Consider the following 15,144-nt stretch of genomic DNA (forward strand, 5'->3'; position numbering starts at 1 on the left):
CTTTCTGGACAGCCTGGAGGCTGTGGTTCCGTTGGTCGCGCCGGGCGCGACCACAGGTGGTCAGGACTGGTCGACGCGGCTCACGCCGCGCCTCCTGGCCGTTAGATGTCGAGGAAGCGGACGTCCTTGGCGTTCTGCTGGATGAACTGGCGACGCGCGTCGACGTCCTCACCCATCAGCGTCGAGAAGGTGCTGTCCACCGCAGCCGCGTCCTCGAGCGTGACCTGCAGGAGCGTGCGGGTGTCCGGGTTCATGGTGGTGTCCCAGAGCTCCTTGTAGTCCATCTCGCCGAGGCCCTTGTAGCGCTGGATCCCGTTGTCCTTCGGGATCCGCTTGCCGGCTGCGAGGCCGGCCTGCATCAGGGCGTCGCGCTCCCGGTCGCTGAACACGTACTCGTGCGCCGAGTTCGACCACTTCAGGCGGTAGAGCGGCGGCTGCGCGAGGTACACGTAGCCGTGCTCGATGAGCGGACGCATGTAGCGGAACAGCAGCGTGAGCAGCAGCGTGGTGATGTGCTGGCCGTCGACGTCGGCATCGGCCATCAGCACGATCTTGTGGTACCGGGCCTTGTCCGGGTCGAAGTCCTCACCGATGCCGGCACCGAACGCCGTGATCATCGACTGGATCTCCTGGTTGGCGAGGGCGCGGTCGAGCCGGGCCTTCTCGACGTTCAGGATCTTGCCGCGCAGGGGCAGGATCGCCTGGGTCATCGGGTTGCGGCCCTGCACGGCGGAACCGCCGGCGGAGTCGCCCTCGACCATGAAGATCTCCGACACGGTCGGGTCCTTCGACTGGCAGTCCTTGAGCTTGCCGGGCATGCCGCCCGACTCGAGCAGCCCCTTGCGGCGGGTGGTCTCGCGCGCCTTGCGGGCCGCGAGCCGCGCCTGCGACGCCTGGATCGCCTTGCGGACGACGTCGCGTGCCTGCGTCGGGTTGCTCTCGAACCAGTGGGTCAGCTCGGTGCCGACGACGCGCTGCACGAACGACTTCGCCTCGGTGTTGCCGAGCTTGGTCTTCGTCTGCCCCTCGAACTGCGGCTCGCCGAGCTTCACGGAGATGACGGCCGTCAGCCCTTCGCGGATGTCGTCACCCGTGAGGTTGTCGTCCTTCTCCTTGATGATCTTCGTCTCGCGCGCGTAGCGGTTGACGAGGGTCGTGAGCGCGGCACGGAAGCCCTCTTCGTGGGTGCCGCCCTCGTGCGTGTTGATCGTGTTCGCGAAGGTGTGGACGCTCTCCTGGTACGAGGTGTTCCACTGCATCGCGACCTCGAGCGCGATCTTGCGCTCCGGGTCCTCGGACTCGAAGCCGATGACGTCCGGGTGGACGAGGTCGGCCTTCTTCTGCGCGTTGATGTACTCGACGTAGTCGGCGAGACCACGCTCGTACATGAAGGTGTCGTTGCGGGCCTCTTCCCCTTCTTCCGGGGCGCGCTCGTCGCGGAGGTTGATCCGCAGGCCCTTGTTCAGGAAGGCCATCTGCTGGAACCGGGTGCGCAGGGTCTCGTAGTCGAACACGACGGACTCGAAGATCTCGGCGTTCGGCCAGAACGTGATCGTCGTGCCGGTCTCGTCGGTCTCTTCGTCCTTGGAGACGGGCGCGACGGGGACACCGTCGGTGTAGCTCTGGCGCCAGACGTGGCCCTGGCGACGGACCTCGACGTCGAGCTCGGAGCTCAGCGCGTTCACGACGGACGAACCGACGCCGTGCAGACCACCGGAGACGGCGTAGCCGCCACCGCCGAACTTGCCGCCGGCGTGCAGGACGGTGAGGACGACCTGCAGGGTCGAGACCCCCTCGGCCGCGTGGACGTCGACCGGGATGCCACGGCCGTTGTCGACGACGCGGACGCCACCGTCTTCACGGATGCTCACGTCGATGGTGTCGCAGTACCCGGCGAGGGCTTCGTCGACGGAGTTGTCGACGATCTCCTGGACCAGGTGGTGCAGACCGCGAGGGCCGGTCGAACCGATGTACATACCGGGGCGCTTGCGGACGGCCTCGAGCCCCTCGAGCACCTGAATCTGGTCTGCGCCGTAGGACGGTTCGCTCTGCGGGGTCTCCGCGCCGAGCGGGTTCTGCCGGTCGTCTTCAGATTCTGCTGCCATGTCGAGCGTGCTCCTGCCTGCGCGCGGAACGCCCGCGCACTGCACCTCCCAGTCTACCGCAGAGCCCCCTCTTTCGAGGGCTCATCTGCCCCGCAGACGGGCTTTTCTGGCACTCCAGGATGATTTCGTCGCCTCAACCGTAGGTGTCGCGAGGACCGCGCCCCTGGACCGTCCTGGGGCCGCGTTTCCACGTGGGGGCGTCCGGGCCGGAAACCCTGATCGACTCGACCCCGGCTTCCGGGTGCCGTTCCGCGATGGTCGTCGTGACCGTCGCACGCATCAGTCGGAGCTGGGTCGCCCAGGCCGTCGAGTCGCACCGGATGACGAGTGCGCCGTCCTCGATGGTGACCGGTCGGGAGTGCTTCGCCAGCTCCTCGCCGACGACGCTCGGCCAGTCCACGAAGAGCTCAGAGCGGGCGAGGGGTTCCGTCCAACCGAGTTCCTGGGCGAGCGAACCGACGATGTCCGCGAGGCCCTTCGGCTCGCGGCCGCGCCCGTACGGCACGGTGTCGGCGTCGAACTCGCGGGCACGTCGGCGGCGGGCATCGGTGCCGCGCTTGGACGGGTCGCCGAACACCGCGCGCAGGTGGCGGTACACCTGCGAGGGTTCGGTGGGCTTGCGGGGCTTCGGCATCAGGCGTCGGCTTCGGCGGGGGCGTCGGTCGGGTCCGTCTTGCCGTCGGCGTCCGTCGGCTCCGTCGCGTCGGTCGCGTCCGTCGCCGGACTGGAGGCCCGGGTCGCGTCCGCCTCGTCGGTCACGATCGTGCCCGCCTCGATCCGCACGGTGTGCGCCGCCAGCTTCCCGGGCACGTCGCCGAAGACCGCGGCCGTGATGAACACCTGCTCGTAGTCGGCGACGGCGTTCGCCAACCGTTCCCGCCGCGATTCGTCGAGTTCGGCGAAGACGTCGTCGAGGATGATGATCGGGTCGCCCAGGTTCGACTCGGCGCGCAGGATCGAGGCGCTCGCGAGCTGGATGGCCAGCGCGAAGGACCAGGATTCGCCGTGACTCGCGTACCCGCGGGCCGGTAACCCGTTGAGTTGGAACAGAACGTCGTCCCGGTGCGGTCCGACGAGGGTGAGCCCGCGGTCGAGTTCGTCCCGGCGACGGCGCTCGAGGGCGGCCGCGAACGCTTCGGCAGCCGACGCGACCGTGACGGGCTCGTCGGGGGTCCCGAGCACGGGGTCGGTCGCCGCCGCGGACTCGGGGTCGCCACCGCGGATGGACAGGACGCCGGTGATCGAGGCGTCGTGGTGTTCGCCGGCGACGGTCGCGTAGGCCTCGGCCACGAAGGGTGCGAGCCGCCGGGTCAGGTGGTCACGGGCCGCGACGATCTCCGCGCCGAGTCCGACGAGCCGGTCGTCCCAGACGTCGAGCGTCGACAGGGCGTTCGCCTTCGCGCCGGTGGCACGGGCCGACTTCAGCAGGGTGTTCCGCTGGCGGAGCGTGCGGTCGTAGTCGGCGAGCACGCCCTGCATCCGCGGTGCGATCTGGCCGAGCAGCTCGTCGAGCATCCGGCGTCGCCCGGCCGGCTCGCCCCGCACGAGGGCGAGGTCCTCGGGAGCGAAGAGCACGCTCGTGCAGTAGCGCGGCAACTCCCGCGGCTTGATCGCCGACCGGTTCACCTGCGCACGGTTCGCACCGGTGCGGTTGATCTGCACCTCGGCGAGGATGCTGCGGTCCTCGTGCGCGAGACGAGCCCGGACGATCGCGGCGTCGCATCCTTGACGGACGAGCGCTGCGTCGGTGGGGACGCGGTGCGAGCCGAGGGTCGAGAGGTACCCGATCGCCTCGACCAGGTTGGTCTTGCCCTGTCCGTTGCGCCCGACGAACAGGTTCGGCCCGCGTGCGAGGTCGACGTCCGCCTCCCGGTAGTTCCGGAAGTCGGTCAGTTGGAGATGGTCGACGTGCACGCGGGCCGAGTCCGGGTTCCCCCGGGAAGTCCTAGGACTTCTTGACGGCGTGACCGCCGAACTGGTTGCGGAGCGCCGCGACGGCCTTCATCGTCGGCGAGGCGCTGCCCTGGCGCGAGACGAAGCGCGCGAAGATCGACGCCGAGAGCGCCGGCATCGGCACGGCGAGCTCGATGCCCTCTTCGAGCGTCCAGCGGCCCTCACCCGAGTCCTCGACGTAGCCCTCGAGCTCGTCGAGCTTCGGGTCCTCGTTCAGCGCGAGCACCATCAGGTCGAGCAGCCAGGAGCGGACGACCGTTCCGCGCTGCCAGCCGGCGAACACGGCGGGGACGTCGGTGATCAGGTCCTTGGCCTCGAGGAGCTCGTAGCCCTCGCCGTACGCCTGCATGATCGCGTACTCGATGCCGTTGTGGACCATCTTCGCGTAGTGGCCGGCGCCGATCGGGCCGGCGTGCGAGAAGCCCTCTTCACGGGGACCCTCAGGACGCAGCGCGTCGAACACGGGCATCGCGAACTCGACGTCCGCGGCGTCACCGCCGACCATGAGGCCGTAGCCGTTGTCCTTGCCCCAGACACCACCGGAGACGCCGACGTCCATGTAGCGGATGCCGCGCGCACCGAGCTGCTCGGCGTGCGTCGTGTCGTCCAGCCACTTCGAGTTGCCACCGTCGATGACCAGGTCGCCCTCGCCGAGGACGCCGGCCAGGTCGGTGATCACGTCGTCGGTGATCTTGCCGTGCGGGACCATGACCCACACGAGACGCTTGCCCTCCGGGAGGGCAGCGGCGAGGGCGCCGAGGTCGGCGACGTCCGAGACGGCGGGGTTGGCGTCGTACCCGGTGACCTCGATCCCTGCGTTGCGGAGACGGGCACGCATGTTGTTGCCCATGCGACCAAGGCCGACAAGACCGATGTGCATGATTTCCTCTTCTGTTCGTCGTCGCGCTGATGCTGCCGGTGGTGTGCGCCAGCGCAGGTTGCCTGTTGCGCCTATCGCAGCAGCAGGTTCGGCTGCAGCAGGTACCGGTATCCATCGGTCGCTGCGGCCTCTTGCGAAGTCTGGCCGGTGATCAGCACCGGGCCCGGCTTGTTGGGGTTCTCCGTCTTGGTGAAGGAGATGCGGACGAACTCGGAGTGCACCGCGTTCAGTCCGTCCAGGAGGAAGGCGGGCTTCAACGAGACCACCGTTTCCTCGCCGGTCAACAACGCACTGATCGACTCTGACGCCTGCGCTTGTTCGGATCCGATCGCCTCGAGCGTGAGCCCGTCGACCGTGAAGGAGAACCGGAGCGCCGCTTCGCGCTCCAGGACGAGGGAGACCCGTCGGACCGCCTCGACGAGCTCCGCGGTGTTGATCACCGCGTGGTCGTTGACGGTCTCGGGGAAGAGCCGGCGGACCGGCGGGTAGTTGCCCTTGATGAGCAACGACGTCACGGTCTTGTCATCGGCGTGGAACGCGATGAGCTCGCGGTCGGAGTTGCCGCTGATCGACACCGACACCGTGGACGCCGAACCGAACGTGCGGCCGACCTCCTGCAGAGTGCGGGCCGGGACCAGTGCGTGCAGGGGGTCCGAGCCGACTCGGCCGGAGTCCCACGCGATGGTGCGGACGGCGACGCGGTAGCGGTCCGTTGCGATGAGGGAGAGGTCGTTGTCGCCGACCTCGAGCTGCACGCCCGTGATGACGGGGGTGACGTCGTCGCGGCTGGCGGCGACGGCGACCTGGGACACCGCTTCGGAGAACGCGTCGCCGGGGATCACACCGGTCTGCGGGCCGATCTCCGGCAGCGTCGGGTACTCCTCGACCGGCATGGACAGCAGCGTGAAGTGCGCCGATCCGCAGGAGACGGAGATCTTGGCGTCCTCGGTGGTGAACGACACGGGGGCGTTCGGCAGCCGGCTCGCGATGTCGTTCAGCAGACGACCGGAGACCAGGACCGTGCCCGGCTCGTCGATCTGGGCCGAGATGGACGTCTGCGCCGACACCTCGTAGTCGAACGACGAGAGCGTCAGACGATCGCCATCGGCGTGGATCAGGACGCCCGACAGGATCGGGAGGGTCGTGCGCTGCGGGAGGAGCTTCACTGCGAAGGAGACGGCTTCGGAGAAGACGTCCCGGTTGACCTCGAACTTCACAGCTGGAACCCCTGTCGATCGGCTTGGACTGTCCGGCCGCCCCATTCTGGCACAGGCGGACGGGGGCCGGATTTCTTGTCATCCCGCCGTCCACAAGGTTGTCCCGCAGAGATTGATCGTTAACCAGGAGTAATGGTGTTAACGCCTGTGCACACTGTGGATAACCCTGTGCATCCCGCTCCGCAGTAAGGAACTACACGCTTGTGACTTGTGAGCGGTGTGTGAGCGTTAACGGGATGAATGAATCTCATCTATCCACTTCCATCCCCAGTCTCCACAGGTGACCCCCCACCTGTGTACAACCGGGCGGCGTGTCCTCCACAGTTATCCACAGGCTATCCACACTGTGAGAAGTCCGGCCCATGGAACCGTCTCAGATGGTGGATGGGGCCGGGAACGGGCCGATCTCAGCGGTAACGGCGGTCCTGCTTGATGCGGCTGGTGAGCTCGGTGACCTGGTTGTAGATCGACCGACGCTCCTTCATCAGCTCGGTGATCTTCTTGTTCGCGTACATCACCGTGGTGTGGTCGCGGTTGCCGAACAGCTGCCCGATCTTGGGCAGGGACAGGCTCGTCAGCTCACGGCACAGGTACATCGCGATCTGTCGTGCCGTGGCGATCGCCTGGGAGCGGGACGACCCGTACAGGTCGTCGACGGAGAGCTTGAAGTACTCCGCGGTGTGGTTGATGATGTCCGTCGGCGCGACGACGTTGTCCTCGTCGAGGGTGATCAGGTCCTTGAGGACCGTCTGCACCAGGGCCATGTCCACGGCCGTCCGGTTCAGGCTGGCGAACGCCGTGACCCGGATCAGGGTGCCCTCGAGCTCGCGGATGTTGCTCGACACCTTCGACGCCATGAACTCGAGGATGTCGTCGGGCACCTGCAGGTGGTCGGACTGTGCCTTCTTGCGGAGGATCGCGATGCGCGTCTCGAGCTCGGGCGCCTGCACGTCGGTGATCAGGCCCCACTCGAAGCGCGATCGCATCCGGTCCTCGAACCCGGTCAGGTGCTTCGGCGCGACGTCGGACGTGATGACGACCTGCTTGTTGTGGTCGTGCAGCGTGTTGAACGTGTGGAAGAAGGCCTCCTGCGTGGAGTCCTTCCCCTGCAGGAACTGGATGTCGTCGATCAGCAGGATGTCGATGTCGCGGTACCGCTGCTGGAACTGGTTCGAGCGGTTGTTCGCGATCGAGTTGATGAAGTCGTTGGTGAACTCCTCGCTCGACACGTACCGGACGCGGATCCCCGGGTAGAGGCTCTCGGCGTAGTGCCCGATGGCGTGGAGCAGGTGGGTCTTGCCCAGCCCGGAGTCCCCGTAGATGAAGAGCGGGTTGTAGGCCTTGGCCGGTGCCTCGGCCACGGCCACCGCTGCGGCGTGGGCGAACCGGTTCGACGACCCGATGACGAAGTTGTCGAAGTTGTACTTCGGGTTGAGTCGCGACTCGGGCCGACCGCTGGTGCCGGGAGAGTCGATCTGGCTCGGGACGAACGGCGCCTCGATGTACTGGCGCGGAGCGGCACTCTGCTCGACGGCTTCCTGCACGGGCTCGGCGTACTCGGGGACGTTCGGGTCCACCCGCGGCTCCGACGCCATGTCGGGGTTGACCGTGATCGCGAAGTTCGCGACCGAGTCGTCACCGATGCGACCGACCGCCTCGGTGATCGGGATCCTGATGCGCTGTTCGAGCATGCCCCGGGTCAGGTCGTTCGGGACCTCGAGGTACAGGGTGCCGGCGAGCACGCCCTTCGGCTCGACCAGGTTCAGGAACCCGTGGAGCTGCGGCGTGATGCGGGGGTCCTCGGCGAGGAGTCCGAGTACGGATGACCAGAGGTCCTCGACGGGGTCGGCCGGCATCGTCATGTCGCGCTCGTCTCCAGGGGTCGTGTCGTGCGTTCGCTGTCGGACGAGAGTGCGTCCTGCGGGGTCGGACATGCCGTGGCGTCCTCGGCGACCGCACTCGGGACCAGGTCGTCGCCGGCGGATCGTCGGTGGCTCCGGGGGCTTCGTCGACGCCTCGTTGCCGCGGAGGTTCCCACAGGGTTGTCCACAGTGTTGTCCACGACCACCTCGAGCCGTCCGACAGGAGTACTTCCCTGTCGTACCGGCCATCGGGGCGATCGATCACACCACTGTAAAGGACCGGACCGAGTCCCACCGAACGGAAGTTGTCCCCAATGTGGAGAATGGGCTCGAGCGACGGCAGACCCGACGGCGCCGACGCAACCGGTCCGGGCGGGGTTTGACCTGCTCGCCGCTGTCACGTACCGTTAACCAGTTGACTGCGGCCCTTTGGTCGCGCCCATCTGCGTCGTTCGACACCCGGACGGCTACACATACGTGACGGCTCGCCGCGAGCAGCCGTGTGGAGAACATCATGAGCAAGCGCACCTTCCAGCCGAACAACCGCCGCCGCGCCAAGAAGCACGGCTTCCGCCTCCGCATGCGGACGCGCGCCGGCCGCGCCATCCTGTCGGCGCGCCGCGCCAAGGGCCGTACCGAGCTCTCGGCCTGATCAGGCTCATCGCCTGATCCGGTCCTCGGTCTGACCCCGGCGTCGCAGTGTTGGCCAGCGCCAACCGCATCGTGCGCGGGGATGACTACCGGAACGTCGTGCGTCGTGGTCGCAAGAGCGCCACGGCGCACGTCGTCGTGTCCGTGGTCCGTCAGCCGGCAGACCGCAACGGACCGACGCGGTTCGGCTTCATCGTCGCGAAGACGGTGGGGAACGCCGTGACCCGAAACCTGATCAGGCGGCGGCTCAAGGCGATCGCGCACGACCTGCTCGCCGAGACCCCCCAGGGCTTCGACGTGGTGGTCCGTGTACTGCCAGCCGCATCGCAGGCCGGATGGCCTACCCTGCTCGAAGACGTCACGCGCTCCTTCGCGCGCGGGGTGGAGAAGGCAGCATGAACCGCACTCTGTGGACCCGGCTTGCCTGGGTCATCGCGTTGCTCCCACGCAACGCGTGCGTCGTCGTGCTCCGGGCCTACCGTGCGGTGATCTCCCCGCTGTACGGCAACGTCTGCCGCTACCACCCGTCGTGCTCCCGGTACGCCCTCGACGCGATCCAGCAGTACGGCGTCGTCCGCGGATCCGCCATGGGCGCCTGGCGCATCGCCCGTTGCAACCCCTGGGCTGCTGGTGGCATCGACGACGTCAAGGAACGCCGTCACCCGTTCGTCGTCAACCGGTTCGGGTTCGTCCTCGCGCCGATCCCGCAGCAGCCGCACCCCGCGGTCGGAACGGCCCGGCCGGTCCTGCTCCCCCAGCGCACTCGAAAGGCGTAGCCGTCCCCATGGACATCATCGGATTCGTCCTCTGGCCGCTCAAATGGGTGGTCTCGGCCATCCTCGTCGGCTTCCACTGGATCTTCGAGAGCATCGGCATGGACCCGAACGAGGGCATCACATGGGTGCTCTCGATCATCTTCCTGACGTTCGTGGTGCGCGCAGCGCTGATCCCGATCTTCGTTCGGCAGATCAAGTCGCAGCGCCGCATGCTCGAGGTCGCGCCGCAGCTCAAGAAGATCCAGGACAAGTACAAGGGCAAGAAGGACCAGTTCTCGCGTGAGGCCATGAGCCGCGAGACGATGGCGCTCTACAAGGAGACCGGGACCAACCCGCTCAGCTCCTGCCTGCCGCTGCTGCTGCAGATGCCGATCTTCTTCTCGCTGTACTCGGTGCTGCACGAGGCCCAGATCAACCAGAAGGGCATCGGCCTGCTGACGAACGACCTCGCGGCGTCGTTCGGCAACGCGGCCCTGTTCGGTGCGCCCCTGCACGAGACGTTCACGAACGCCTCCGGGTGGGAGGTCCGTGCGATCGCGGGCTTCATGATCGTCGTGATGACGGCGTCGCAGTTCATCACGCAGCTGCAGCTCGTCGCCAAGAACATGTCGCCGGAGACCAAGGAGTCTCCGATGTACCGCCAGCAGAAGATGATGCTGTACATCCTCCCGCTGGTCTTCGTGATCTCGGGCCTGAGCTTCCCCCTCGGCGTCATGTTCTACTGGCTGGCCTCGAACCTCTGGACGATGGCGCAGCAGTACTTCGTCATCCGCAGCATGCCGACCCCCGGCTCCGAAGCCGCTCTGGCTCGTGAAGCCCGCCTGGCCAAGAAGGCACAGCGTCGCGGAACGGCCACCCCGGTGCTCGCCGAGGCCGGCGCCGGCGCCGGTGCGACGGAGATCGAGCCCGTGCGCGTCACCACCCAGCGTCAGCAGCCGGTCGGCAAGCAGCGCCAGAAGAAGAACGGGAAGAAGTAAGTGACCGAGCAGGACACCGCAGGCGCCGTCGAGACGACGGACACGGAGACCGAGGACGCCCGCGACGAAGCGGACATCGCAGCGGACTACATCGAGGAACTCCTCGACATCTGCGACCTCGACGGCGACATCGAGATCGAGGAACGCGCCGGTCGCGTGTACCTGTCGGTCACCGACGACGGCGAGGCGCTCCGCGTGCTGTCGAAGCCCGACACCGTGACGGCGCTGCAGGAGCTCACCCGGATCGCCGTGCAGGCGGAGACCGGCGAGTTCAGCCGGCTCATCCTCGACGTCGGTGGCTCGCGGGATGCCCGTGCTGACGAGCTCCAGCGGCTCGTGGACACCGCTGTCGAGCGCATCGAAGCCGGTTCGTCGTCGGCTGCGCTCCCCCCGATGTCGTCCTACGAGCGCAAGCTCGTCCACGACCTGGTCGCTGAGAAGGGCTTCCACTCGGAGTCCGAGGGTGAGGGTCGGGACCGCCACACGGTCGTCACCCGATGACGGACGCACCCGTCCCGACCGACGCAGCACCGGTGCTCGAGGCTGAGCCCACGGCGGCTGCAGCACTCTTCGGTGACCAGATCGAGGTTGCGCGCTCGTTCACCAACGAACTCGCGCGGCGGGGTGAGGAGCTGGGCCTGATCGGCCCGCTTGAGCTGCCCCGCCTGTGGACGCGACACATCCTCAATTCTGCGTTGCTCGCACCCCTCCTGGAGGCCCGGGGTCGCGTTGCCGACGTCGGTTCGGGAGCAGGATTGCCGGGTCTCGTGCTCGCGATCGCCCGTCCGGACGTTGAGTTCGTCCTCATCGAGCCGATGGAGCGCCGGACGGATTGGCTTCGCAGTGAGTCTGATCGGCTCGGCCTGCAGAACGTCACGGTGCTCCGTGGCCGTGCTGAGGACGTAGCGGACGACGTCGTGGTCGACCAGGTCACCGCACGCGCCGTGAGTGCCCTGTCGAAGCTCATCCCCCTCACCGTGCCGCTGGTCCGCTCCGGCGGCCAGCTCATCCTGATGAAGGGTGCGCGGGTCGACGAAGAGATCGAGAAGGCCCGCAAGGTCATCCTTCGGAAGCGCCTCTCTGATGTCGAGGTGCTCGAGCTCGGAGAAGGTGTGGTCGACGAGACCACCCGCGTCTTCCGGGCTACAGTTGACTGACGCTGCGGCTCGGGCCGGGTCATCCGGCCGCCAGTGGCTCCGCGTTCCACGTGAAACATCGAACCGGGGAAGAGGCACTCGTTGAGTTCATCGACCGACTACGACGCGTCGACACCGCTCGCTCGCGAGATCGCCGACCTGAACCGTCGCCGGCGCGCGATCGCCACGCAACAGTTTCCACTCCCTTCTGAGACACGGATCATCACCGTTTCGAACCAGAAGGGTGGCGTCGGCAAGACGACCACGACCGTCAACCTGGCAGCGGGTCTCGCCCATGGCGGCGCTCGTGTGCTCGTCATCGACCTGGACCCGCAGGGCAATGCCTCGACCGCGCTTGGCGTCGATCACCAGGCCGAGGTCGCGAGCATCTACGACGTGATCGTCGACGAGGCACCGATGGCCGACACCGTGCAGGCCTCCCCCGAGTCGGACACCCTCTGGTGTGTGCCGGCCACCATTCACCTCGCCGGCGCCGAGATCGAGCTCGTGTCACTGGTGGCACGTGAGCAGCGTCTCCGGACCGCGCTCGACATGTACCTGCAGTCGCTGGACGAGCCGTACCACTACGTCTTCATCGACTGCCCGCCGTCTCTGGGCCTGTTGACGATCAACGCCTTCGTTGCCGCGCAAGAGGTGCTCATCCCGATCCAGTGCGAGTACTACGCGCTCGAGGGACTGAGCCAGCTGCTGCGGAACATCGAGTTGATCGAGCGACACCTCAACCCGAACCTCCGGGTCTCCACGATCCTGCTGACCATGTACGACGGCCGCACGAACCTGGCGAACCAGGTGGCGAACGACGTGCGGGAGCACTTCGGTGACCAGGTACTCAAGGCGATGATCCCCCGCTCCGTCCGCGTGAGCGAAGCACCGAGCTACGGCCAGAGCGTCGTCGCCTACGACGTGAACTCCACCGGGTCGCTGTCCTACCTGGAAGCGGCCGCCGAGATCGCAGCACGAGGAGCGAAGCACTGATGGCACCGAAGCGAACCGGACTCGGCCGAGGCATCGGCGCCCTGATCCCGACGGCGACCGATCAGCAGGACCGTCCCGTCGACGTGTTCTTCCCGACCGGTGGCTCGCCGGCATCCGCTCCGACGGCGGACGAGATGGTGGCCGTGCCGGGGGCTCGTCTCGCAAACCTCAATCCGCTGGACGTGATCCCGAACGCGCAACAGCCGCGGAAGGAGTTCCGCGAGGAGGAGCTCCAGGAGCTCGTGCACTCGATCCGCGAGATCGGTGTCCTGCAGCCCATCGTCGTCCGGCCGATCCCCGGCGCGACGGGCACCAAGCCCCAGTACGAGCTCATCATGGGTGAGCGCCGTCTGCGGGCCACGAAGGAACTCGGCCTGAGCACGATCCCGGCGATCGTGAAGGACACCCCCGACGACGCGATGCTGCGCGACGCGCTGCTGGAGAACCTCCACCGGGCGCAGCTCAACCCCTTGGAAGAGGCATCGGCGTACCAGCAGCTCCTCGCGGACTTCGGGATCACCCAGGAACAGCTCGGACAGCGCATCGGTCGATCGCGCCCGCAGATCACGAACACGATCCGACTCCTGCGGCTCCCGTCCCCCGTGCAGCGGCGAGTGGCCGCAGGCGTGCTATCTGCCGGACATGCTCGCGCCATCCTCGCCGCTCCGGACGCCGAGGCGATGGAGTACCTGGCCGAGAAGATCGTCAACGAGGACCTGTCCGTCCGTGCTGCTGAGGCGATCGCGCAGCAACTCTCCGCGAAGACGCCGCCGGCGAAGCCGAAGACCGAGCCGTCCAAGCGCCAGGCACACTTCAACGATCTCGCTGAACGGCTCGGTGATCGCTTGAACACGCGCGTGAAGATCGCAGTCGGTGCTCGCAAGAGCTCCGTCACGATCGACTTCGCGAACGGCGACGACCTCAACCGGATCCTCGGTGAGCTCGGGGTAGAGGACCTCGAGGGCTGAACCAGCCTGTGCGCGGCGTTGTGCGGCGCTGTGAGCCCCTGCGACGGTCGGGCTGGGGTCGGCGCACCTACGACTCAATCCGGCAGCTCTGGTGGCAACACAGCGTGCTCGACGCGGCTGCTCCAGCAGTGAGTGTGGTTGGCCTCAGGTGAGATGGTGGCGACGTGACCGCCATCGGCTCGCCCTTCGTGCCAGCGATCCGAGGGACGTTCTTCCGAGCGGTCGACTCGAGGTTCCGTGAGTTCGCTCTCGAGGGATCGCGTTCCGCCAGCCGCGACTGCAGAGCGGACGATCCGACGCGCTACCTCGGACTGACAGTTGAGGGGGTCGAAGCTTCGATGCTTGCGAACAAGGGCGTGCGGCAGCGAGACGTGGAGATTGACGTCAATGCCTCTCCGATCGTCTGTTCACGCGGTTCGGGCGCCTCGGGGCCCGCCGAACGCGCCGGGCGCCAACACCGGCGCTGAGTGAGGATCCTCATGGCGAGATGTTCCACGTGGAACACCTCGCCTCGCGAAGCAGGGAAGTCACTCAATGCCGTCGTTCCACGTGGAACATCTCGGCCCGTTCGAGGGGCAGGTGCAGAGCACGTGCCGGTGTTCCACGTGGAACATCGGCTGCAGGGTCAGGCGCGGTGGTCCCGGATGGCCTGCTCGGCGAGCTCGGCGTAGGTCCACCCGAGGTCGAACCCGGACGCGGACAGCGCCTGCGGCAGCAGTGACGTCTCGGTGAGCCCGGGGAGCACGTTCGCCTCGAGGAACCAGGGCGTCCCAGCCCCGTCGATGATCAGGTCGACGCGGGACAGATGCCGGAGTCCCAAAGCCGCGTGCGCGGCAACCGCAGCCTCCGCGGCTGCTCCGGCGAACTCGTCGGACAGTCGTGCGGGGGTGTAGAAGGTCGTCTCCCCCGCGTTGTAGCGCGCCTCGAAGCCGTAGATACCGTTGCGCGGCACGATCTCCACGGCGGAGAGCGCCACGGGGCCGTCGCCGGTGTCGATGATCCCCACGGCGACCTCGGTGCCACGGATGAGCTGCTCGACCACGACGTCGTCGCAGTACGTGTACGCCGTCACCATGGCCCGGGGCAGGTCCTTGACGTCATCGACGAGGGTCACGCCCTGCGCACTTCCGCCGCGCGCCGGCTTCACGGCGAGCGGTACCGGGTGCTCGGTCGCGATGGCCTCGAGGACACCGACAGCGCCGAGCTCGCGGAACACGTCGTGGGAGAGCGTCACCGAACGAGGGGTACGGACGCCGGCGCGGGCGACCAGTGCTGACGCCGTGGGCTTGTCCCATGCCAACCGGGCCGACGTCGAACGTGAGCCGACGAACGGGATGTCCACGGCTTCCAGGATGCCCCGCAGGGCCCCGTCCTCACCGGAGGCGCCGTGCAGGGCCGGCCACACGACGTCCGGGCGTGAATCGGTGAGAGCCGGCAGGAGCATCGCGTCGGCGTCGCGTAGGTCCACCTGCCAGCCGTAGCCGGTCAGTGAGTCGGCGACGCGACGACCGGAGCGGAGGGAGACATCGCGTTCGTGCGAGATGCCTCCGGCGACGACGACGACGTGACGACGGGTGAGCTCGGCCATGCGGGGTCCTCCGGTGTGGAACTGCGGTGCTGTGC

Annotated in this window: 15 protein-coding genes; 8 read left to right on the forward strand and 7 right to left on the reverse strand. The window is 67.5% G+C overall.

Translation table 11 applies throughout. From position 1 onward, the window contains the following. Window positions 1–101: 101 nt before the first annotated feature. From gyrB to dnaA, 6 genes are all read right to left on the reverse strand, one after another. Window positions 102–2,105, reverse strand: a complete 2,004-nt coding sequence (gene gyrB, locus DEJ12_RS01745) for a DNA topoisomerase (ATP-hydrolyzing) subunit B (RefSeq protein WP_071404134.1) — start codon at window positions 2,103–2,105, stop codon at window positions 102–104. A 133-nt stretch (window positions 2,106–2,238) separates the two neighbouring features. Continuing rightward, window positions 2,239–2,739: a DUF721 domain-containing protein gene (locus DEJ12_RS01750; protein ID WP_027466919.1), complete on the reverse strand. Its 501-nt coding sequence runs from the start codon at window positions 2,737–2,739 to the stop codon at window positions 2,239–2,241. Next, window positions 2,739–4,019, reverse strand: coding sequence for a DNA replication/repair protein RecF (gene recF, locus DEJ12_RS01755; protein WP_111028836.1), 1,281 nt, complete (start codon window positions 4,017–4,019; stop codon window positions 2,739–2,741). The genes DEJ12_RS01750 and recF overlap by 1 nt, the downstream gene beginning before the upstream one ends. Window positions 4,020–4,050: 31 nt before the next feature. After that, window positions 4,051–4,938: a phosphogluconate dehydrogenase (NAD(+)-dependent, decarboxylating) gene (gene gnd / locus DEJ12_RS01760; protein ID WP_071248639.1), complete on the reverse strand. Its 888-nt coding sequence runs from the start codon at window positions 4,936–4,938 to the stop codon at window positions 4,051–4,053. Between the two features lie 71 nt (window positions 4,939–5,009). After that, a complete protein-coding gene (dnaN, locus tag DEJ12_RS01765) occupies window positions 5,010–6,155 on the reverse strand; it encodes a DNA polymerase III subunit beta (protein WP_027466916.1) in 1,146 nt (381 codons plus the stop codon). A gap of 407 nt (window positions 6,156–6,562) precedes the next feature. After that, window positions 6,563–8,017, reverse strand: a complete 1,455-nt coding sequence (gene dnaA / locus DEJ12_RS01770) for a chromosomal replication initiator protein DnaA (protein ID WP_071404155.1) — start codon at window positions 8,015–8,017, stop codon at window positions 6,563–6,565. Window positions 8,018–8,531: 514 nt separating this feature from the next. On the opposite strand from dnaA, the gene rpmH reads away from it, so the two are divergent. The 8 genes from rpmH (at window position 8,532) to DEJ12_RS01810 (ending at window position 13,521) form a co-directional block, all read left to right on the forward strand. Beyond that, window positions 8,532–8,669, forward strand: coding sequence for a 50S ribosomal protein L34 (gene rpmH / locus DEJ12_RS01775; RefSeq protein ID WP_022889115.1), 138 nt, complete (start codon window positions 8,532–8,534; stop codon window positions 8,667–8,669). 47 nt (window positions 8,670–8,716) lie between these two features. Beyond that, window positions 8,717–9,067 carry a ribonuclease P protein component gene (gene rnpA / locus DEJ12_RS01780; protein ID WP_111028837.1) on the forward strand — a complete coding sequence of 117 codons (351 nt, stop codon included), beginning with the start codon at window positions 8,717–8,719 and terminating at the stop codon, window positions 9,065–9,067. Beyond that, the gene (gene yidD, locus DEJ12_RS01785; RefSeq protein ID WP_017887819.1) at window positions 9,064–9,444 is read left to right on the forward strand and encodes a membrane protein insertion efficiency factor YidD; all 381 of its coding nucleotides are present in this window, start codon (window positions 9,064–9,066) and stop codon (window positions 9,442–9,444) included. Before rnpA ends, yidD begins: the two co-directional genes overlap by 4 nt. 8 nt (window positions 9,445–9,452) lie before the next feature. After that, window positions 9,453–10,421 (forward strand): membrane protein insertase YidC, encoded by a 969-nt coding sequence (yidC, locus tag DEJ12_RS01790; RefSeq protein ID WP_111028838.1) that lies wholly within the window; start codon window positions 9,453–9,455, stop codon window positions 10,419–10,421. Then, on the forward strand, window positions 10,422–10,922 hold the full coding sequence (locus DEJ12_RS01795; RefSeq protein WP_071248630.1) for a R3H domain-containing nucleic acid-binding protein: 501 nt from the start codon (window positions 10,422–10,424) through the stop codon (window positions 10,920–10,922). Continuing rightward, on the forward strand, window positions 10,919–11,578 hold the full coding sequence (gene rsmG, locus DEJ12_RS01800) for a 16S rRNA (guanine(527)-N(7))-methyltransferase RsmG (RefSeq protein ID WP_111028839.1): 660 nt from the start codon (window positions 10,919–10,921) through the stop codon (window positions 11,576–11,578). The genes DEJ12_RS01795 and rsmG overlap by 4 nt, the downstream gene beginning before the upstream one ends. 81 nt (window positions 11,579–11,659) lie before the next feature. Beyond that, a complete protein-coding gene (locus DEJ12_RS01805; RefSeq protein WP_269149421.1) occupies window positions 11,660–12,553 on the forward strand; it encodes a ParA family protein in 894 nt (297 codons plus the stop codon). Continuing rightward, a complete protein-coding gene (locus DEJ12_RS01810; RefSeq protein WP_111028840.1) occupies window positions 12,553–13,521 on the forward strand; it encodes a ParB/RepB/Spo0J family partition protein in 969 nt (322 codons plus the stop codon). Before DEJ12_RS01805 ends, DEJ12_RS01810 begins: the two co-directional genes overlap by 1 nt. Before the next feature lie 625 nt (window positions 13,522–14,146). On the opposite strand, the gene DEJ12_RS01815 is transcribed toward DEJ12_RS01810, so the two are convergent. Then, the gene (locus tag DEJ12_RS01815; protein ID WP_111028841.1) at window positions 14,147–15,109 is read right to left on the reverse strand and encodes a D-alanine--D-alanine ligase; all 963 of its coding nucleotides are present in this window, start codon (window positions 15,107–15,109) and stop codon (window positions 14,147–14,149) included. Window positions 15,110–15,144 lie beyond the last annotated feature (35 nt).

This window comes from Curtobacterium sp. MCLR17_059 (genome assembly GCF_003234665.1).
Classification (GTDB): Bacteria; Actinomycetota; Actinomycetes; order Actinomycetales; family Microbacteriaceae; genus Curtobacterium; species Curtobacterium flaccumfaciens.